General features: G+C 72.5%; 12 protein-coding genes and 1 pseudogene. 1 reads left to right on the top strand and 12 read right to left on the bottom strand.

From position 1 onward, the window contains the following. Positions 1 to 21 precede the first annotated feature (21 nt). Together KBY19_RS16300 and KBY19_RS16295 are read right to left on the bottom strand one after the other, a co-directional pair. On the bottom strand, positions 22 to 837 hold the full coding sequence (locus KBY19_RS16300; protein WP_099878399.1) for an SAM-dependent methyltransferase: 816 nt from the start codon (positions 835 to 837) through the stop codon (positions 22 to 24). A 225-nt stretch (positions 838 to 1,062) separates the two neighbouring features. Beyond that, positions 1,063 to 1,908 (bottom strand): M15 family metallopeptidase, encoded by an 846-nt coding sequence (locus tag KBY19_RS16295; protein WP_210966007.1) that lies wholly within the window; start codon positions 1,906 to 1,908, stop codon positions 1,063 to 1,065. 550 nt (positions 1,909 to 2,458) lie between these two features. On the opposite strand from KBY19_RS16295, the gene glpK reads away from it, so the two are divergent. Beyond that, positions 2,459 to 3,964, top strand: a complete 1,506-nt coding sequence (glpK, locus tag KBY19_RS16290; protein ID WP_099878404.1) for a glycerol kinase GlpK — start codon at positions 2,459 to 2,461, stop codon at positions 3,962 to 3,964. Between the two features lie 33 nt (positions 3,965 to 3,997). Here glpK and KBY19_RS16285 read toward each other — a convergent pair whose 3' ends face one another. The 10 genes and pseudogenes from KBY19_RS16285 to KBY19_RS16240 form a co-directional block, all read right to left on the bottom strand. Further along, complete coding sequence (locus tag KBY19_RS16285) at positions 3,998 to 4,603, bottom strand: ATP/GTP-binding protein (RefSeq protein ID WP_099878405.1); 606 nt, start codon at positions 4,601 to 4,603, stop codon at positions 3,998 to 4,000. Further along, positions 4,584 to 5,021 (bottom strand): DUF742 domain-containing protein, encoded by a 438-nt coding sequence (locus tag KBY19_RS16280; RefSeq protein ID WP_099878408.1) that lies wholly within the window; start codon positions 5,019 to 5,021, stop codon positions 4,584 to 4,586. The genes KBY19_RS16285 and KBY19_RS16280 overlap by 20 nt, the downstream gene beginning before the upstream one ends. A gap of 58 nt (positions 5,022 to 5,079) precedes the next feature. Further along, positions 5,080 to 5,526 carry a roadblock/LC7 domain-containing protein gene (locus tag KBY19_RS16275; RefSeq protein ID WP_099878410.1) on the bottom strand — a complete coding sequence of 149 codons (447 nt, stop codon included), beginning with the start codon at positions 5,524 to 5,526 and terminating at the stop codon, positions 5,080 to 5,082. Beyond that, entirely contained in the window at positions 5,523 to 8,252 is a 2,730-nt protein-coding gene (locus tag KBY19_RS16270) for a nitrate- and nitrite sensing domain-containing protein (protein ID WP_099878412.1), read from the bottom strand. Before KBY19_RS16270 ends, KBY19_RS16275 begins: the two co-directional genes overlap by 4 nt. Before the next feature lie 126 nt (positions 8,253 to 8,378). Further along, complete coding sequence (locus tag KBY19_RS16265) at positions 8,379 to 8,687, bottom strand: hypothetical protein (protein ID WP_180289558.1); 309 nt, start codon at positions 8,685 to 8,687, stop codon at positions 8,379 to 8,381. Positions 8,688 to 8,830: 143 nt separating this feature from the next. Then, positions 8,831 to 13,626: pseudogene (locus tag KBY19_RS16260) on the bottom strand (hypothetical protein). A 93-nt stretch (positions 13,627 to 13,719) separates the two neighbouring features. Beyond that, a complete protein-coding gene (locus KBY19_RS16255; RefSeq protein WP_307843522.1) occupies positions 13,720 to 14,538 on the bottom strand; it encodes a hypothetical protein in 819 nt (272 codons plus the stop codon). A gap of 114 nt (positions 14,539 to 14,652) precedes the next feature. Continuing rightward, positions 14,653 to 16,194 carry a hypothetical protein gene (locus KBY19_RS16250; RefSeq protein WP_099878418.1) on the bottom strand — a complete coding sequence of 514 codons (1,542 nt, stop codon included), beginning with the start codon at positions 16,192 to 16,194 and terminating at the stop codon, positions 14,653 to 14,655. 113 nt (positions 16,195 to 16,307) lie between these two features. Next, positions 16,308 to 17,006, bottom strand: coding sequence for a GntR family transcriptional regulator (locus KBY19_RS16245; protein ID WP_210956281.1), 699 nt, complete (start codon positions 17,004 to 17,006; stop codon positions 16,308 to 16,310). Positions 17,007 to 17,127: 121 nt separating this feature from the next. Beyond that, positions 17,128 to 20,754 carry a hydantoinase B/oxoprolinase family protein gene (locus KBY19_RS16240; protein WP_210966004.1) on the bottom strand — a complete coding sequence of 1,209 codons (3,627 nt, stop codon included), beginning with the start codon at positions 20,752 to 20,754 and terminating at the stop codon, positions 17,128 to 17,130. Positions 20,755 to 20,794: the final 40 nt, after the last annotated feature.

The following is a 20,794-nucleotide window of genomic DNA, read 5'->3' as shown; positions in this document are numbered from 1 at the left end:
GCCCGGCGGGCGCGCCGCCGGTCAGTTCTTGCGGCCGACTCCCCCGTAGGCGGCGACCTCGGGCGGTTCGCCGAACGGGAGCGCCTCGGGGCGCCAGTGCGGGATGGAGACGATGCCGGGCTCCAGCAGCTCCAGCCCCTCGAAGAAGGCCGCCATCTGCTCCGGGGTGCGCGGGGTGTAGGGCACGGCACCGCTGCGCTGGTTGAACCGGCGGATGGCCTCGACGTAGGCGGGGTCCGTGGTGCTGCCGTCGTTGAAGCCGAGGTAGCTCCCGGGCGGCAGCGCGTCCAGCAGTTCGCGGGTCACGGCACGGGCCTCGTCGTGGTCGCCGACCAGACCGAGCACCCCCATCAGCATCAGTCCGACGGGCTGGCCGAAGTCGAGGGTCTCGGCGGCCTCCGCGAGGATGCGCGCCGGGTCGCGTACGTCCGCGTGCAGATAGCTGGTCGCGCCCTCGGGGGTGCTGGTGAGCAGGGCCTGGGCGTGTGCGAGGACGAGCGGGTCGTTGTCGACGTAGACGATGCGGCACTCCGGTGCCACCCGCTGGGCGATCTCGTGCGTGTTGTCGACGGTGGGCAGGCCGGTGCCGATGTCGAGGAACTGCCGGATGCCCGCCTCACCCGCGAGATGGCGTACGACGCGGCCGATGAAGGCGCGTGAATGGCGGGTTATGTCGACCATCCCGGGGAAGACCTCGCAGACCTTGTCGCCTGCTTCGCGGTCGACGGCGTAGTGGTCCTTGCCGCCGAGGAGGTAGTTCCAGATCCGCGCGGAGTGCGGGACCGTGGTGTCGATCTGGCTCGCGAGCTGCTGCGCCCGCCCGATGCGGTCCGTCATGGCTGACTCCCCTGGTCGACTGGTGTGGCTGGGCTGGTGGCTGTGGTGCGGATGGTACGGGTGGCGGCGGCTCGGCCTGCTCGACCTGTCGACTCAACCTAGCGCCAAAGGCACGGCCACTGGAGCCACATGCGGGCTTTCGCCCGGTGGCTCCAGTGGCGGGCGGCCTCGGCGGCGGACGGGCTCGCCGCGCGGCCTCAGGAGCGCGGCCTCAACGGGGCGGGGTCAGCGGCGCGGGGTCAGCGAGTGGCGGGAGACGGGGAAGTCGAAGTAGGTGTCCGGGAAGGTCTCCGGCTTGTGGGTGAAGTGCCACCACTCCTCGGGAAGGTTGGTGAAGCCCTGCCGCTCCAGTGTGGTCTTCAGCAGCTGTCGGTTGGCACGCTGCTCCTCGGTGATACGGGGATCGTCGGTGTGCGAGAGGGTGTCGAAGCAGTCGAAGCCGGTGCCCATGTCCACGGAGTTGTCCGGGAACCGCTCGTCCTGGGGTGCGTGGCACGGCACCAGCGGCTCGCCGGGGCGGTAAGGGCGGGTGGGCTTGGCGGGCAGCTCGACGACGGTGATGTCGACGGTACTGCCACGGCTGTGCCCGGACTTCTCCGCGATGTAGCCGTCCTCGAAGAGCCGGTTCTTCTCGACGCGGGGGTAGAACTCGGGCTTCATCTTCTCGTCGTCCAGGTCCTTGGCCCAGCGTACGAAGTGGTCGACGGCGCGCTGCGGGCGGTAGCAGTCGTAGACCTTGAGGGTGTACCCCCGCCTCAGGAGGGATCGCTGGGCCCTGGCGAGCGCCTTGGCGGTGTCCTCGGTGACGATGCACATCGGCCGGCGGTAGCCGTCGATGCGCTCGCCGACGAAGTTGTGCTCGGTGAAGTAGCGGATGTCCTGCCGGATGGTCGGGGCGACGTCGCGGAGCGCGACGAATTCCTCGGGCGCCTTGGACTCGTGGCCCTGCCCGGATGCCGCCCGGGCCGCCGGGGATGCCGCCTGGGCCGCGGGGGCGGGGGCGACGACGAGCGCGAGGAGGACGGCGGCTGCGGCGAGCGGGGCTCGGGATGCGGTGCGGATGCGTCTCATGCCCCTCTCCTCTATCAGGGGTTCCCTCTCTTCCACCAGAGAACGAGCCGCCCGTGCGAGAGACCGGCGCTGTACGGGAGAGGCCGGGACCGGGCCGCGAGAACCGGGAACCGGAGAAGAGGAGAAGGCCGGAGAAGACCGGAGACGAGGAGAAGGAGAAAAGCAGAAAAGGGGAGAACGGTGGCTCGGGGCCACCCCCGTCGGTCCCGTGCCACCGTTCTCGTTGTGTGTGGACGCCGGTCCCCCGGGGGCGGTTCGCATGATCGGCGGGACGTACGGGGACGTGAGGATCTGGTGACACCCCGGTGACAGTCGCGACAGGAGCGTCGCACTGGAGGTGCGAGCGTCCGGTTGTGCGCCCGGCCTTGACTGCCTCTCAGCTGGGCTGAACACTGCCGTCACGCTCATCGCGGACGCCGCCGTCGTGCCGGGTGGAGCCGCCGATCGGCGGGGCCTTCGTGCTCCGATCGGCGGGGCTTCGGCGTGCTGCTCCGCAAGGCCGCATTCTGATCGTGACGTCCGAACGCACCTATCGAGGGGTCGTCAAACCATGACGGACAAGTACGTCGCTGCCATCGACCAGGGCACCACCTCCAGCCGCTGCATCGTCTTCGACCAGCAGGGCGGGATCGTCGCCGTCGACCAGCAGGAGCATCGCCAGATCTTCCCGAAACCCGGCTGGGTCGAGCATGACGCCGACGAGATCTGGACCAAGGTCCAGGCCGTGGTCGGCGGCGCGTTGGAGCGGGCGGGGCTGCGGGCCGACCAGCTCAGCGCCATCGGTATCACCAACCAGCGTGAGACGACGGTGCTGTGGGACCGGGCGACGGGCCAACCGGTGCACAACGCCATCGTCTGGCAGGACACCCGCACCTCGGCGCTCTGCACGGAGCTGGGCGGCGAGGTGGGCCAGGACCGCTTCCGGGACCGCACGGGCCTGCCATTGGCCAGCTATTTCGCCGGTCCCAAGGTGGCCTGGCTGCTGGACAACGTACCCGGGCTGCGGGAGCGCGCGGTCAACGGCGAGATCGCGTTCGGCACCATCGACTCCTGGCTGATCTGGAACCTGACCGGCGGCACCGACGGCGGCCGGCACGTCACCGACGTCACCAATGCCTCGCGCACCATGCTGATGAACCTGGAGGCGCAGGAGTGGGACCAGTCGGTGCTGGACGCGATGAACGTGCCCGCCGCCGTGCTGCCGGAGATCAGGTCCTCCTCGGAGGTGTACGGCACGGCAGTCGGGCAGCTCGCGGGTGTGCCGGTGGCCTCGGCGCTCGGTGACCAGCAGGCAGCCGTCTTCGGCCAGACGTGCTACGGGGTCGGTGAGGCCAAGAACACCTACGGCACCGGCTCCTTCCTGCTGCTGAACACCGGCAACCGGCCCGTGCCCAGCAAGCACGGGCTGGTGACCACGATGGGCTACCGGCTGGGCGACGAGGCGCCCGTCTACTGCCTGGAGGGCTCGATCGCCATCACCGGCGCGCTGGTGCAGTGGTTCCGCGACCAGCTGGGCTTCATCAACGATGCCTCGGAGATCGAGGCGCTGGCCGCCAGTGTGGAGGACAACGGCGGGGCCTATATCGTGCCCGCGTTCTCCGGGCTCTTCGCGCCGTACTGGCGTTCGGACGCACGCGGTGTCATCGCCGGACTGACCCGGTATGTGACCAAGGCGCATCTGGCCCGCGCCGTGCTGGAGGCGACCAGCTGGCAGACCCGCGAGGTCGTCGACGCGATGTACCAGGACAGCGGGGTGGAGATCACCACGCTGAAGGTGGACGGCGGTATGACGGCGAACAGCCTGCTGATGCAGCACCAGGCCGATGTGCTCGGCGTACCGGTGATCCGTCCCGTGGTCGCCGAGACGACGTGTCTGGGTGCCGCGTACGCCGCCGGCCTGGCCACCGGAGTCTGGTCCGACCTGGACGAGCTGCGTGCCCACTGGAAGCGGGACGCCGAGTGGACCCCGTCGATGAGCGCGGAGGAACGCGACCGCGAGTACGCCAACTGGCACAAGGCGGTCGAACGCAGTTTCGGGTGGGAGAAGTCGGACTGAGCCGGCAGCACCGAGGCGGAAGCGGGCGCCCCGTCACCTGTCGGCAGGCGCCCGCTCAGCGGTGTGCATGGCGTGCTCGACCACCGAGATGAGCACGTCCCGCGCGGACTCGCGCTGCCGCGCGTCGCACAGCAGGACCGGAATGCCCCCGTCGAGATCGAGCGCCTCGCGGACGGTCTCGACGGGATAGCGCTCGGCGTCGTCGAAGCAGTTGACCGCCACGGTGAAGGGAATGCCGCGCCGCTCGAAGTAGTCGATCGCGGCGAAGCTGTTCTCCAGTCGCCTGGTGTCCGCGAGCACCACGGCACCGAGCGCTCCCGTGGCCAGTTCGTCCCACAGGAACCAGAACCGGTCCTGGCCCGGGGTGCCGAACAGATACAGCACCAGTCCGTCGTTGATGGTGATGCGGCCGAAGTCCATGGCGACGGTGGTCGTGGATTTGGCCTCCACGCCCGCGATGCTGTCCACGGGACGGCTGGCCTCGGTCAGCACCTCCTCGGTGCGCAGCGGTCTGATCTCGCTGACCGCCCCCACCAGGGTGGTCTTGCCGACACCGAAGCCGCCGGCCACCAGGATCTTCAGCGTGACCGGTTCGGCAGGGGCCGGCCTGTCGCCTCGCTTAGAGCGCCCGAAGACCATTGATCACCTCTCTGAGGATGCTCTCGTCCGGCAGCTCCGCCGGAGGGACGGGGCGGGTGACGCGCACCAGTTCGGCTTCCACCAGGTCGCCGATCAGAACGCGCACCACCCCCACGGGAAGGTCGAGCTCCGCGGCGACGTCCGCCACCGAGAGCGGGGAGCGGCGGCAGAGCGCGACGATGTCGAGGTGCTCGGGCACGAGCGAGTGGTCGGCCAGGAGCTTGTCCTCCTGGTGCGGCGGGAGCTCGCCCCCGGCGGCGGAGCCGGGTTCCGGCTCCGCCGCGCCCAGGTCCTCGGCGACGACGAGGGCGATGAGGTCGAGCTGTGCGCCCTCGGCACCGCTGCGGGTGCGGCCACGGGTCATCGCGTACGGCCGCACCACGGGTCCCGCCGCGTCATCGAACCAGTGGTTCGTCATGGCCAGCCCCGCCCTCTCGCTCCCTCGTCCTCTCGACCTGTCGTACCCCGTCGTGCGATCAGTTGGCCCCGGCGGGGTCGCCCCCGGCCGGTGTGCTGCGCGTCGGTGTGCCCAGATGCGCCCCGACGCGCTTGACCAGGAGCGTCATCTCGTAGGCGACCTGGCCGACATCGGCGTCGGCGTCGGCGAGGACGGCCAGGCAGCTGCCGTCCCCTGCCGCGGTCACGAAGAGAAACGCTTCTTCCAGTTCCACCACGGTCTGCCGTACACCCCCGGCCCCGAAGTGGCGGCCGACGCCCTTGGCGAGGCTGTGGAACCCGGAGGCGACGGCTGCGAGGTGCTCGCTGTCCTCGCGGGTGAGTCCCTCCGAGGCGCCCCTGGCGAGGCCGTCCCCGGAGAGTACGAGCGCCTTGCGGATGCTCCCGACGCGCTGGACCAGCTCGTCGAGGAGCCAGTTGAGCTCGCCGCTTCCAGCGTTGTGCGATGCGGCGTTCGGTGCGGTCATCGACCGTCCCCTCCCGGTGTTGTTCCTGGTGCTGACTCCCCCGACTCGTGCGGCTGTTCGCTCTCGCGTCTGCCGCGTTCCCAGCCGCGCTGGAGGGAGGCCATCTTGCTGCGCACTTCGTCGGCGTCGCGATCGGCGACATCCGGCGAGCTGGAGTCCTGGGTGCCCGTCCGTGACTGCGGCATGCGGGTGTCGACCGTCGGCGCGTCCGCCTTGAGTTGCGGCGCGAGGTTGGCCTGGCGCACCCGGCGCGGCAGGCCGCCACCGCGGTCCGGCACCGGGTCGGGCCGTGCCGCTCCGGTGGCGGCTTCGTGCCCCGGGGCGGCATCGGCGGCGCCCTCCGGCCCGGCACCGGGCTCCGCCTCGGTGCGTGCGTCCGTACGGGGCTTCTTGCGGCGGGGCAACGGCGCGGGGCCGCTGCCGCTCGGGCGGTCACCGGGGGCCTGGTGATCGGGGTCGACGGTGCGCCCGTTGTCGGAGACCAGCACCGGAGCGCCGGGCCGCCTACGGGGCAGCGGTGTCGGTCCGCCGGGGGCCGACCCGCTCCCGGCGCCGGACCCGGAGCCGGTGCCCGGCTCGGCGCGGGCGTCGTCCGCGCGGCCGGCGGGCGGTGCCTCGTCCCGCGTCTGGTGGTGCTGCTCGCCCGCCGGGGCGACCGAGGCGGACGTGGTACCGCGCTCGCGCCTGTGAGGGCTGCCGCGCCTCTCCCGGTGGGTGGTGGCCTCCTCCTCCACCGGTGCCTCCAGCTCCACGGGCCCGTCCAGCGGCCGACCGGGCTCCCCCGCCTCCAGGGCGGTGCGGCCGGGCGCGCGCCGGTCGTCGTCCCTGCCCGGGGTCTCGGTCAGGACGGCACCGGGGATGAGCACGACGGCGGTGGTGCCGCCGTAGGGCGAGGGCTGGAGCGAGACGCGGACGCCCTGGCGCTGGGCGAGCCGGGAGACGACGAACAGGCCGAGCCGATCGGTGTCGGACAGTTCGAACTCGGGTGTCTCGGCCAGCCGCAGGTTGGCATCGAGCATCGCGTCGGCCGTCATGCCCAGGCCGCGGTCGTGGATCTCCAGGGTGAAGCCGTTGGCCACGCGCTCCCCCAGCACCTGCACCGCGGTGTGCGGCGGGGAGAAGACCGTGGCGTTCTCCAGGAGTTCGGCTATCAGATGGGTCAGGTCGGCGACCGCGCTGCCGTCGACGGCGAGCCTGGGCAGCCTGCGCACCTCGATCCGCTCGTAGTCCTCGACCTCGGCGACGGCGGCCCGTACGACGTCCATCAGCTGGACGGGCTTGCGCCACTGCCGGGAGGGCGCGGCGCCGGAGAGGATGACCAGCCCCTCCGCGTGGCGGCGCATCCGGGTGGTGAGGTGGTCGAGCTTGAACAGGTCGGCGAGTTCGTCCGCGTCCTCGGTACGGCGCTCCATGACGTCGAGGAGGGTGAGCTGGCGGTGCAGCAGCACCTGGTTACGACGGGCGAGGTTGACGAAGACCTCGGAGACGCCGCGGCGCATGTCGGCCTGTTTGACGGCGGCTTCGACGGCGGCCCGCTGAAGGGTGTCGAGGGCTTGGCCGACCTGGCCCATCTCGTCGGAGGGGTACTCCAGACGGGGCGACTCGGTGTCGACGTCGACCTTGTCGCCCGCGGCGAGCCGGCGCATCACGCTGGGCAGCCGCACGTCCGCCGACTCGTTGGCCTCCTTGCGCAGCGTGTTCAGGTCGCGGACGAGGCTGCGGCCGACCCGGATGGAGATGACGAGGGAGGCGAGTACCGCCAGGAAGCCGAGCACGCCCGCGGCTGCGGCCTGTATGAGCACCCGGGTGGCGACGGGGTCGACGCGCTCGTGGTACCGCTGATGGGCCTGCTTGCCCATCTTGTGCAGGTCGTCGAGGGCGGTGGTGATGGCCGAGCGCCAGCGTTCCTCGCCGACCGGCCCCTCGGTGGTGCGCGGCCCGGCGGCGATGACGGCGTCCTCATAGCTGCGCAGGGTGCGTCCGTCGCTGCCGTTCCAGTAGTTCTCGAACAGCTGCCGGTCCTCGGCGGGCAGTGCGGGCAGGTTGGTCTCGTAGGAGATGTTGCGCTCGGCGACACGGTCGGAGAGCGCGCGCTGGTCCCCGCGGGTGAACTGGCCGGCGGCGTAGGCGGCGGCCATCAGGGCGTCCTCCCGGGAGAGGTACTCACTGGCGCGGTTCACGCCGATGAGGGCACGGCCCTGCTTCTCCAGGTCGATGTCGTCGACGGCGCTGAGCGAGTTGACCAGCGCGTAGGCGGAATCCACGAGTTCGTTGTACGCCTGGAAGGCGCCGCCCCGGGTGATGGTGTTCCGCTCGACACGGGAACGCAGCGCCTTCAACCCCTCCGCGGCTTCGAGGAAGTCGTCCAGCCGCGCCTCGGAGTCGTCGCCGAGGTCGGAGCGCAGGCTGCTGTCGTCGGCGTTGCGGCGCACCACGGCGAACTTCCGGTCGGTGGCGCGCTGAAGCTTGCGCAGCTTCGTCAGCCCGCTCGACCCGTCGGGATCGGCGACCCGGACCATGATCTCCCGGCGCTCCCGCTGGAGCGCCGCGGTCGCGTCCTCGGCCGGTTCGCCGATCTTGTGGGTCACCTCGTCCAGCCGCAGCAGGCTGTTCGCCTCGGAGGCGGTGATGTACGTCGCGAAGCCCCAGATGGACAGCAGGGAGACCAGCGGCACCAACAGCAGCACCACGATCTTCCGGCGGATGGACTTCCCGCGAAAGCGCATGGCCTCCCCTACGTCTTCCCCAGCGCATGGGGGCCTAGTACCGACAGCAAGCGGCGCGAGCTTACTACTGAGGCGCTGGCAACTCGTAGGTACGTTTGAGCGTCCGAACAGGCAATCCAGGGTGCCTCATCCTGAGTTGTCCGTCGATGCCCCGCTGGACGTTCGAAGTCTGTGGCACAGCCCACGTTTGCGGAACCGTGCGAGGATCGTGGGTAGTGAAGGGGGAGTGAAAAGGATGTATGCGAAGCCCCGTCTGCCCGACCCGGTACGGGCGGCGGCGGTGCGAGCAGTGATCATCGCGGCGCTGACGCTGGTGCAGCTCATGGTCGCGTTCTTCTGCTCGATGGCCGCCGTATGGCTGGCTTTTCCGATGGTGCTGTCCACCATCGGCAGCACCGTCGTGGCGACGTGGGCGGTGCTCGACGTGTGGATCACTCGCCAGGTGTGGATTCAGCGGCACGGGGTCGTCTCCGAGCCCAGCAGCGCGGCCAGACGGCGGGCGTTGGCCGACCGCCACCCCGCGCCGCGTACCGGCGCGGAGCTCGGCGGCGCGCACGCGCCCAGCGCCGACCGCGACGTCAGGACTGCGGCAGATGCGCCCCGTCCGGCGCGTCGCCCGGCGGATGAGGGGCGGGCACGTCCGGCCGGGCATCCGGCTCCGGCGACTGCCCACGCGGGGCGTCCCGGGCGTCGGACGGCTCGGGGTCGGGGCGGCGGAACATCCGTGTCGCGGTGATCTCGCCGTGCACCGCGGGCTCGCCCTCCTCGGCCTCCGGCTGGGGCAGACCGGGCCGCAGATGCTCCTCAACGCTGATGTATTTCAGCCCCGCGCGCAGGTCCGCGTCGTTGCGCAGCCGGATCACCAGGGGGAACTCCGCCAGCGCCGTCGTGTCGAACAGCCCCGTGGTGTACAGGAGCTGGACGCCCAGCGCGTCGGCGACCGCCCGCTGGAGTTCCAGCAGATAGGTGGCGTTGGCCCGCCCGATGGGGTTGTCGAGGAAGAGTGTTCCGGCGTGCCGGTGCTTGTCATGGCCGCGATCGTTGCTGCGCAGCGCCGCCATGGTGCAGTAGAGGGCGATGGCCGCGGTCAGCAGCTGACCGCCGGAGAAGACGTCGCCCATCTGTCCGACCGGGACCCGCTCGGCACGCAGCACGGCGTCCGGCTTGAGGATCTCCACCGAGACGCCGCGCGGCTGCAGTGCGGCCTGCACCCCGCGCAGGAGCAGCGTCATACCGTCGCGGCGCAGGTCGGAGTTCTTGCGGACGGCCGCGCGGGTGGCCTCGTCGATGACTTCGCCCAACCGCTCGGTGAGCGTGGCCTGGTCGGGGTCGTCGAAGCGGATGCGCAGGAACTCCTGGCCCGACCACTCCCCCAGCCCCTCCGGCAGCCGGGAGAGCCGCTGTGCCGAACGCAGCGTCGTCAGCGAGGACTCGACCAGCCCGCGCAGCCTGTCCACGATGCTGTCGCGGTTGCGCTCCAACTGGGCCAGCTCGTCCGTCAGCACCCGCAGCCGAGGCGCGAACGCCGCTTCCTGGGCAGTGCGGAGGCGGGCAGCTCGCGCACCTGTTGCCGCGCCGGAGTACGGACCTGTTCGTAGCGGCTGGAGTTGGCGTGCCGTACGAGCACATCGCACGCCTCCCGCACGGCCTGCTCGGCGGCGGTGAGGTCGGCGGCACAGCCGCGCAGTGAGCGCCGCGCCTCGGCAGCCGCCTGCCGGGCCTCCGCGGGGGTGCCCGCGTACGGCTCGGGAGGCTCTTCGCCGTCCTGTTCGCCGGGGGCGGGACCGGCCGGGTCGCGCAGCAGGTCGCGCAGTGTCGCCGCGGTCTCGTCGAAACCGCTCGCGGCGTCCTCGGCGGCGGCGTGTGCGCGCTGGAGTGCGGCGTGGGCGGCGCGGGCGGCTTCCAGTTCGTCACCGCGGGCCGCCAGTTCGGTGTTGGCCGTCCGCAGCAGCGTCTGGGCCTGTGCGGCGTCGGCGGGCACCAGCTCGTCCGGGAGCCGGGTGTGGCAGTCGCCCTCGCCGGGCGCGAGGCGCTCGGCCTCGCCGCGGAGCCTGCCGAGTTGCTCGCTGGCGTCGGAGTTGCGTGCCTCCAGCCGCTGGACGAGCGCCTCCGCGCGGGCCGCCGCGGCCTGCCGGGTGGGGCCGTCGGCGCCGTCCGGGCCCTCCAGCAGCTGGGCCGCACGGGTGCGCACCTTGTTGCTGAGCCGGTCGAGCGCCGCCTTGGCGGCGGACTCGTCGCCCTCGGCGCGGGCCTGTTCGGCACGCAGATCGGCGCCGACCCCGACCTTCTCGTACAGCTGGGAGGCCGAACGGTAGGCCTCGCGCAGGTCGGGCAGCGACGCGGTGCGCTCGGGCCCGGCGGCGGACTCGCCGGCCGGGTCCGCGGGCCCGCCGTCCGCCCCCTCCACCGTCCGAGGCGGCTCCGGCTCCTCCTCCGGGCCGTCGGGTACGCCCGCGATCTCGGCCCGCTCGGCGCGCAGGGCACGTGCCGTACGGCGGGCGTCGTCAGCCGCGCGCTGGGCGGCGCGGCGGTCCTCGTCGGCCGAACGCGCCCGCTCCAGACACTGCTCGGCGCGCTCCTGCGAGGTGGCGACGTCGTCGGCCAGCTCCCGCAGCCGGGTCTGCCATTGGGCGCGTTCCCGCAGCCGGAAGGCGAGGCCCGCCAGCGCGTCGGCGCTGCGGCGGGCGCGCTGGGCCGCTTCCTGGCGCTCGTCGCGGACACGGGCGGTCTCGGCGGCCTGCTCGTCGGCCTCCGCTCGGGCCTCACGCACCTGTGCGAGGTGCTGCTGGGCAGCCTCCGCGGCCTCCCGGCCCTCCTCCGCGCCGCGCGCGAGCTCGTCGAGACGGCCCTCGGGGCAGCCGCTGCGCCAGGAGGCGAGGCGGGCCGCCAACGCGCGGTCGGCGGACAGCCGCGCCGCCAGCGCGCGGATCTCCTCGTCCCGCGCAGCGGCGCGTTCGCGCAGCCGGCGGCGCTCGTCGTCGGCCGCGTACTCGTCGTGCATCGCCGGGTTGGGCGGCACGAGGAACACGTCACCGGCCTCGCCCGACCCCCCGCCGGTGTCCGGCGCGGGGGCCGGGGCCAGCAGTGCGGCGGAGGTGCCGACGGCTACGGCGGAACGCGGCAGCAGCGGCGCACCCGCCAGCACCTCGCGGGCGCGCGCGTGACTGTCCGGGTCGGTGATGATGACCCCGTCGACCAGTTCGGGCCGTGCGGCGAGCACCGCGGCGTGGTCCGCGGAGTCCACGGCCTGGGCGAGATAGCGCCAGCCGGGCAGCGCGGGAACACCGTGCTCGCCCAGGTATTCGACGGTGGCCGTCACATCGGGGCCGGGCGGCAGCAGCCCGCCGTCACCGAGGGCGCCCAGCATCCGTGCGTCGTCCGCCGCCGCGGTACGCAGCTCGAACAGCTGCCGCTCGGCGGCGGCCACGCCCTCGTCCAGCAGTTCCTGCAGCGCCTCGGCGTTGCGGTCCAGCTCCTCGGCCGTGAGGGGGCCCTGGGGAGCGGCGTCGGCGCCGCCCGGACCCGTGCGGGGTGCGGCCGGGTCCGCTCCGGCCCCGGCACCCGGGCCACGGCCCTGTCCCGGCACGGTGCCGGTGCCGCTGCCGGGGGCTGCCTCGGGGCCGGTATCCGCTCCCGGGCCGGAGTCCGCCCCTCCGCGACCGCGCGCGTCGGGCGAACCGCCCCCGACCCGCTGGCCGGGGACGGCCGCACGCGACGGTCCGGCCGGGCCCGCGGCCGGACCGGTGGGCAGTCCGAGCAGGTCGGCAAGCCGCTCCTCGGCGCCGAGGGTCTCAGCGGTGGCACGATCTGCCGTGTAGGAGCCCTCGGCGGCTTCGGCGGCGTCCGCGGCGCGGGCGGCGGCGAGTTCGGCGCTCGCGTGCCTGTCCGCCAGTTCGCGGGCGCGCCCGGCGCTCCGTGCCGCCGTCTCCCGGGCCGACTCGAAGGCGGCGACGGCGCTCTTCTCCGCGTCACTGGCGGCCAGCGCGGCCCGCGCCGGGTCGGCGTCCGGGTCGCTGTCGTCGAGCCAGCCGGCACGTACCGCCTGGTCCATCTCCTGCTCCACCTCGGCGAGGCGCTGGCGCAGATGTTCGGTCTCGCTGCGCGCCCGCTGCGCCTCGGTGGCGGCCGTCCGGTGCGCGAGGACGGTCTCGGCGGCCTGCCATGCGGAGTACAGCGTCCGGGCCTCGCTCAGCTCGCGCTTCTGCGCCGCTGCCGACTTCTCGGCGGCGGCCAGCGCCAGCGAGGCGTGCCGATAGGCGAGTTCGGCGGCGATCCGGGAAGCACGGGTGCGGGCGTCCTCGGCTGCGGTGACCGACTCCCGGGACTGCTCCAGCTGTTGGGCCAGCTCGGCGGCGCGGCCACGCTCCTGGGTGCCGCGCGCCGCCAGCCGGTGGGCCACGTGGCGGGTGCGACGCTCGGCTCCGGCGTGGATCTCCCGTGACCTGGCGCGGGCCTCGGCCGCTTCGGTGATGCGGTGCAGATGGTCCAGGGAGCCGGCCGTGAAGTCACGCTCGGCGGTCAGCTCGGCACGGCGGCCGAGCTTGTGCGCGAAGCCGTGCACCAGGTCGGCCAGACCGTCGGTGTCGCGGGTGTCGGTGACGGCGCGCAGCAGCAGGTCGGTGAAGTCCGAGTCGTTCTTGACGGCGAACAGGCCCGCGGCCTCGCCCTCGTCGGCGTTCATCTCGCGCTGGTAGCGGAAGAGTTCCGGATCGAGGCCGAGCACGGTCAGATGCTCGTTCCAGCGCTCGTGGATCTCCTCCCAGACCACATCCAGGTTCGGGTACGCCTTGCCCGTCTCGGTCAGTATGTCGCGGAAGCCCTTCATGGTGCGTCGTCTGCCGCGCGCCGAGGAGGTGCCCTCGGCCCGGGGCCGCAGCGCCGCGGACTCGGCGACCGGGAGGGAGTCCAGGGACATGCCGGGACCCGGCCGGAACGAATACCAGGCCTCGGCGAACTTGCGCGGGTCCCCGGAGACCTGCCGGCCGCGCCATTCGCTGACCTTGCCGACGACGATCGTCTCGCCGGTCCTGGTGTGCTGCCACTCCAGAGCGACATGGCCGCAGTCGTCCGCGAGCAGGAACTTGCGCAGCACGCCCGAGCTGGCGCCGCCCAGGGTGTTGCGGTGACCTGGCAGCATCACCGAGAAGATCAGTTTGAGCAGCACGGACTTGCCGCCGCCGTTCTCCAGGAAGAGCACCCCGGCGGGCGCGGGGCGGCGGGGCGGGCCCTGCGGCTCCTCCTCGAAGAAGTCCGCCTGCGCCGGTGCCGGGCTGGGCACGGGCTCGCCCACTCCGCGCAGGTCCAACACGGTGTCGGCATAGCGCGCACCGGCGGGCCCGATGGAGTAGAGGCGGATCCGGGACAGCTCGTACATGGCGGCGGGGCTCTCGTTGGTCGGGGCGGGCGGTGCGGGGCCGGAGCGGGGTCGGGGCTCGGTCAGAGGCGGGAGTGCGTCAGCGGCAGTGCGTCAGGAGTGGAAGGGCAATCCGGCGTCGGGCGCCAGCTCCAGGCCGTCCTCCTCGGACGGCGGCAGCAGACTGGCCGTGCCGTCCGAGACCGGGACGACGCCGAGCTCCAGCAGCTCGGCCATGGCGGCGCTGCCCGCCATGTCGCGGACCTGCAGCTGGTAGCGGGCGGTGGTGCGGTAGGTGCCGCCCGCGTCGTCCCCGGTGCGCTGGAGGAACCCGGAGTCGGCGAGAAAGGCGACGGCCTTGGCGATGATGCCGGTGGTGGAACCCGCCAGCCTGCGGGCGTCCTTGGTGGCGCCCGTGGAGCTGCGCCGTGCGTAGACCCGCCAGGCCGCCTCCAGCCCCGGTGCGTCGGTGGCCGGGTCGGTGTTCTCGCCCTCGGCCTCGGCCCGCTCCTCCAGCCTGCGGCACGCCTGGCGGACGAACGAGTCGACGCCGTTGACGGTGATGCGGCCGATGTACCCGTCGTCGGCCAGGTCCTCCGGGCGGGGGAAGGCCATGGCCGCGCAGGCCAGATGGGCGAGGCCGTGCAGGAAGCGGTCCGCCGAGTCGGCACCCGCGCGACGGGCGTAGTCGCCCATCCGGACCGCGAAGACGGAGTCCTCGGCGGCGGCCAGCGCCATGCCCGCCCGGGTGGAGACCTCCAGAACGACGAGGCCCAGTCCGGTGGCGACGGCATCGGCCAGCCGTGCGAAGGCGGGTTCGTCGCGGTAGCGGCGGAGGAGTTCGGTGTACTCCGCGTCCCTGGCGGGCGCCAGCTTGGGGTGCAGGCCGAACGAGACGAGGCGCGCCGCGTCGGCCGCGTCGGCGGGCGTCACCTGTGGTGCGCAGCTGCCCTCCCCCGCCGTCTCGTCGGGGTGGTGCTCCGGTGGGTGGTCAGTCACGTGCTTCTCGGCCTTCCAGTGCTGCCGCTGCTGTTGCGCTCCGCCTGGTCATGCTGCTTCCGTCCGGGCCGCTGTCATACCCGCCGCGTCCAGCAGGGCCGTGCCGACGATCAGATCAGCGCCGCCGAATTCCGGATCCTCCAGCGGTGTGCCGTCGTCGACGGCGAACAACAACCGCTCCTCGCCCTGGCGGTAGGCCGTACCGACCGGCGGGCTCGCGGCGTGGACGGCCAGCAGGGCGATGAGGTACGGCAGGTCGGGCTCGCCGCGGCGGCGGGCGTCGGCCAGCAGTCCTGACAGCCGGCGAGGCGCGTCCGGCGGCAGCTCAAGCAGTTCCATGGCGGCGGCGAACTGCTCCTCGCTGAAGCGGCTGTCGTCGGGCGTGGCGACCAGATCGGGCTCGGGCATCTCGGCGCCCAGATGCTCCCGGGGCGCGGGCGGGGTCAGCAGCATGTCGGTGAGGTCGCCCAGGCGGACGGCGCCGGGCGTGCGCAGGCCGGTGCCCCGGGCGAAGAAGGCGTCGGTCACGCGGGCGGCCTGCTCCAGCGGCAGCGGCAGTACGGGCGCGAGGAGCTGGCCGTACAGGTCGAGTCCGGCGCGTGCCGCGGGCGGTGCGAAGGATTGGCGGTCCTGTTCGGCACGGAAGAGCGGGCCGGCCTCCAGCAGCCGGGACTGGAGCTGGGTGTGGCGGCGGATGCAGTCCTTGACGATGTCCACGAGTTCGGCGGCGCGGCGCTTGTGGTCGGGGCCCCGTTCGGAGGCAGCTTCGTCGCGGGCCTTGCGGATGTTGGTGAGGATGGCGTTCTCGTGGCGGTAGCGGTCGGCTACGTGGTCGAGGGCTTCGGTGATCATGTCGGGGACCGCGCTGAGCCAGTCGACGGCGCGTACGTCCCGGCGGGTGGCCTCCAGGGTGCGGCGCAGCGTCTCGGCGTACTGCACCGTGCGGTAGCGGGCCTGTTCGGCGGCGAGCTGGGCGTCGGCCAGCCGGCCGCGGCTGATGAGGACCTCCAGTTTGACCTCGGCGGCGATCTGGGCGCTGGTGACGTCCGTGTCGAGGGCGCCGACCAGGACATTGACGGCCTCGTCGGTGGTGCGCAGATAGACGCTGCCGCCGGGTCCCGGCACCTCCTCGATGAGCTTGAAGTCGTAGTCCCGCCGCACATAGCTGCCGTCGGGGCCGAACGTGCCGTAGACGGCGCGGAAGCCGCGGTCGACACTGCCGACGTTGATCATGTTCTCCAGCACCCAGCGGGCCACCCGCTCGTGTTCGGCGGGCTCGCGGCTGGGGGCCTGGGCGGCGACGCGGGGCAGCAGCTTGGCGACGATCTGCTCGTGGTCGGCGCCGGTGTCGAAGTCCATCTGGAGCGTGACCAGGTCGATGGCGGCCAGTGCCAGCTCGGCCATCTCGTAGGTGCTGTACTCCCCCGCGAGGTTGGCCTTGCGGGTGTCCAGATCGTGCAGCGGCGCCGTGCAGGCGAGCGCACGCAGGCGGCGGGCCAGGCCCTCGTCGGCTGCGGGGCCCGGCGCCGGGGAGGGTGCGGATACACCTGTCCTGGCCGGGGTGCTCGTCGTGGCGGCGCTCTCAGTCACGACGGACACATTAAGCGGTCGCACTGACAAGATCCGAAACGGCACGGTTGTCACGGTCCGGGACGGTTGCCGCGGCCGGGCCCGCGTACGGCGTACCGCTTGGGACCGACCGGTCAGCCTAGCTGGCGGGCGTACCCCTGCGCGAGCTGGCGGCGGGAGTCGTCGAGGTAGCCGGCGAGCAGCCGCTCCGCACCTGGCGCGTCACCGCTGCGGAGCGTACGCAGGATCTGTTCGTTGCGCGGCAGATAGGGCTCGTGGAAGCGGCGGGGGTTTTCCATCACATGGAAGACGAGCCTGAGTTCGGCCAGCACTCCGCGCATCATCTCGTCGGTGCGCGGGCTCTCGGCCAGCGCGACGAGTCCTTGGTGGAAGTGCATGTTGGCCGTCCCCAGGTCCCGCCAGCGGAGCTCGTCCGCCGCGCTCCGCCCCGCCGCGACCGCCTCCTCCATGGCCTGCACGGCCCGCTGCGGGTAGGGGGGTGCCGACAGCTGCCGGAGTGTGGCGCACTCGATCAGACGGCGGACGCGGTAGAGGTCCTCCAGGTCCTCCACGGTGAGCTTGCGGACGAACATGCCCCTGTTGAGCTCGTGCACCAGCAGCTGCTCGTGGGTGAGCAGCCGGAACGCCTCGCGCAGGGTGTTGCGCGAGATGCCCAGCGCCGCGCCGATCTCCTCCTCCGCCAGTCGCACACCGGGCTGGAACCCGCCCTCGATGATCCGGCTGCGCAGGATGCCGGCGACCCGCTCGGCGGTGCTGGTGCGCCCCAACAACTTCCGGTCGTCGTCGAGTTCGTCCAGCACGTTGTCGCTCATGGGTGAAGTGAAGCGCAGTTCCGGGAGGGGGACAACAGAAGGAATGCGGCATCGTTCAACAATCCTCCGGTTGACGCCAAAGAGAGAGGAGAGGGGTCCGACGGCGCGATACGGGGGCGCGTCAACCGGCAGGTGGCGGCGACGGTGGGGTGCCGTAGCCGCCACCCCCCGGGGTGTACAGCACCAGGGCGTCCCCCGCGCCGAGTTCGGCCACATCGCGCCCGGCCAGTTCGGTGCGGGTGCCGTCGGCGCGCTCGACGACATCGGCGCCCAGCGCGCCCGGCAGACCACCCGCCATCCCGTAGGGGGCGACGCGCCGGTGTCCGGCCAGCAGTGCGACCGTCACCGGCTTCAGGAAGCGCAGCCGCCGCACCACCCCGTCCCCGCCCCGTCGGCGGCCCGCACCACCGCTGCCCCGGCGCACATGGAAGTCCTCCACCCGCACCGGGTGGCGGAACTCCAGCACTTCGGGGTCGGTCAGCCGTGAGTTGGTCATATGGGTCTGCACCGCGTCCGCGCCGTCGAAGTCGGGCCCCGCCCCCGAACCGCTGGCGACCGTCTCGTAGTACTGGACGCGCTCGTTGCCGAACGTGACGTTGTTCATCGTGCCCGAGCCCTCCGCCTGCACGCCGAGCGCCGCGTAGAGCGCGCCGGTGACGGCCTGCGACGTCTCCACGTTGCCCGCGACCGTGGCGGCAGGGTGGACGGGCGCCAGCATCGAACCCGCCGGGACACGGACCTCCAGCGGGGCCAGACAGCCGCTGTTGAGCGGGATGTCGTCGTCCACCAGCGTCCGGAAGACGTAGAGCACCGCGGCCCTCACCACGGAGCTGGGCGCGTTGAGGTTGTCGTCCCGCTGCGGCGAGGTGCCGGTGAAGTCGAGCAGCGCCGTACGGCTTTCGCGGTCCACGGTGACGGACAGCCGGATGACCGCGCCGCTGTCCGTCTCGTATGTACAGCTGCCGTCGCTCAGCCGGGTGATGATGCGGCGTACTGACTCCTCCGCGTTGTCGCGCACGTGCCGCATGTACGCCTGTACGACATCGAGGCCGAACTGATCGGTCATTTTGCCCAGTTCCGCGATGCCCTTCTCGTTGGCGGCGATCTGGGCGCGCAGATCGGCGAGGTTGGTGTCCGGGTCGCGGGAGGGGTGGCGGGCTCCGGTGAGCAGGGCGCGCGTCTCCTCCTCGCGCAACCGCCCGTCGCGCACCAGCAGCCAGGTGTCGAAGAGCACGCCCTCCTCCTCGACGGTACGGCTGAAGGCGGGCATGGAGCCGGGGGTCAGACCGCCGATCTCGGCGTGGTGGCCGCGCGAGGCGACCAGGAAGAGCAACCGGCTGCCGGCTGCCCTACCGCCGCCATGCTGGTCGAAGACGGGGGTCACCACGGTGATGTCCGGCAGATGGGTGCCGCCGTGGTACGGATCGTTGACGGCGTAGACGTCACCCGGGCGCATCGTGCCCTCCGTGCGCCGCAGCACCTCCTTGATGGAGTCGCCCATCGAGCCCAGGTGCACGGGGATGTGCGGCGCGTTGGCGACGAGGTTTCCCTCCGGGTCGAAGAGCGCGCAGGAGAAGTCGAGCCGTTCCTTGATGTTGACGGAGTGCGCCGTCTTCTCCAGTCGGACGCCCATCTGTTCGGCGATGGCCATGAAGAGGCTGTTGAAGATCTCCAGCCGCACCGGGTCGACCTTCGTGCCCACCGCGGGCGCGGCCTCCCGCGTCCGTACCCGGGTCAGCAGCAGATGCCCGCGCGGATCCGCCACGGCCTGCCAGCCCGGTTCCACCACCGTGGTGGCGTCGGCCTCCACGACCAGGGCCGGACCGGTCACGTGCCGGCCGGGGCGCAGCTCCTCCCGCCGGTGGAGCGGGGTGTCCCGCCAGCAACCGCCCGCGAACATCCGCACCGTCTCAAGGGGTTCCGGGCTGCCCTCCCCCGGTTCGTATGCGGCCGTGCGGGTGCCGACCGGGCCCGCCGTGCCGGTCGCCTCGGCCATCGCGGTGGCGACCACCAGCGGCTTGTCCATGAGGAAGCCGTAGCGCGCCCGGTGTTCGGCCGCGAAGCTCTCGGCCATCTCTGACGCGCCGTCCAGCGGGACGGTCAGCGCGGCGTCCGTTCCGGCGTACCGCAGTTGCAGCCGGGCGCTCGTGGTGATCGCCTCGTCGGGGAGACCGTCGGCCCGCAACTCGTCCCGGGTCTGCCGCTCCAGCCGGGCGCACACGTCGCGCACCTGCGCCAGCCGCTCCTCGGTCAACTCGCTCTCGACGGACTGCTCGCGCAGCGCGGTGGCGTCGGCCACGCCGATCCCGTAGGCGGACAGCACCCCGGCCAGCGGCGGCACCACCACCGTGCGGATGCCCAGTGCGTCGGCCACCGCACAGGCGTGCTGCCCTCCGGCGCCGCCGAAGCCGGCCAGCGCGTAGCGGGTGATGTCGTGGCCGCGCTGCACGGAGATCTTCTTGACGGCGTTGGCCATGTTGAGCACGGCGATCTCCAGGAAGCCGGCTGCGACCTGCTCGGGGGTGCGCCCGTCGCCGGTCTCCTCGGCGATCCGCGCGAAGCCCGCGCGGGCCGCCTCCGCGTCCAGGGGCCGGTCGCCCGCGGGGCCGAAGACGGCCGGGAAGTGCGCGGGGCGGATGCGGCCCAGCAGCACATTGGCGTCGGTGACGGTCGGCGGACCGCCTCGGCGGTAGCAGGCGGGCCCCGGGACGGCACCCGCCGAGTCGGGGCCGACGCGGTAGCGGGCACCGTCGAAGTGCAGCACCGAGCCGCCGCCTGCCGCCACGGTGTGGATGTCCATCATGGGCGCCCGCATCCGCACCCCCGCGACCTGCGTACCGAACACCCGTTCCAGGGCGCCCGCGTAGTGCGACACATCCGTGGAGGTACCGCCCATGTCGAACCCGACGACCCGCTCGTGCCCCACCTCGGCGCAGCTGCGGGCCATGCCCACCACGCCGCCGGCCGGACCGGACAGCACGGCGTCCTTGCCCCGGAAGTGCCCGGCCTCCCGCAGCCCGCCGTTCGACTGCATGAACATCAGCCGCACCCCGCGCAGTTCGCGTGCCACCTCGTCGACGTATCGGCGCAGCACGGGCGAGAGGTAGGCGTCCACGACGGTGGTGTCGCCGCGCGACACCAGCTTGATCAACGGGCTGACCTCGTGCGAACAGCTCACCTGCGAGAACCCCGCTTCGTCCGCGAGGTGGGCGACCTCGCGTTCGTGCGCCGGGTACCGGTAGGCGTGCAGCAGGACGACGGCGACGCTGCGAAACCCCGCGCCGTGCGCCTCCTGCAGAGCCCGCGCTGCGGCTTCCCGGTCGAGCGGTTCGACGACGGTGCCGTCCACGCCCATCCGCTCCGGGATTTCCACGACATGGTCGTAGAGCGCCTCCGGCAGCACGATACGGCGGTCGAAGAGGTGCGGCCGGTTCTGGTACGCGATCGTCAGGGCGTCCCGGAAGCCTCGGGTGGTGACCAGGACCGTCGGCTCGCCCTTGCGCTCCAGCAACGCGTTGGTCGCGACAGTGGTGCCCATCTTGACGGCGTCGATCCGGTCGGCCGGGACGGGGTCGTGCGGCGACAGGCCGAGCAGCGTGCGGATCCCCGCGACAGCGGCGTCCTGGTCGGGCCGCCCGGGGTCGTGGGACAGCACCTTGGCGCTGATGAGCGTGCCGTCCGGCCGGCGCCCGATCACATCGGTGAACGTCCCGCCCCGGTCGACCCAGAACTCCCACCGACCAGCCACCCTCCCATGGTGACCGCGCCCGGCCCCACCGCAAGGCGAG

This window comes from Streptomyces sp. B15, assembly GCF_018070605.1.
GTDB classification, from domain to species: Bacteria; Actinomycetota; Actinomycetes; order Streptomycetales; family Streptomycetaceae; genus Streptomyces; species Streptomyces smyrnaeus.
The sequence above is the reverse complement of the archived record's forward strand: the minus strand, read 5'-3'. Positions and strand labels throughout refer to the sequence as shown.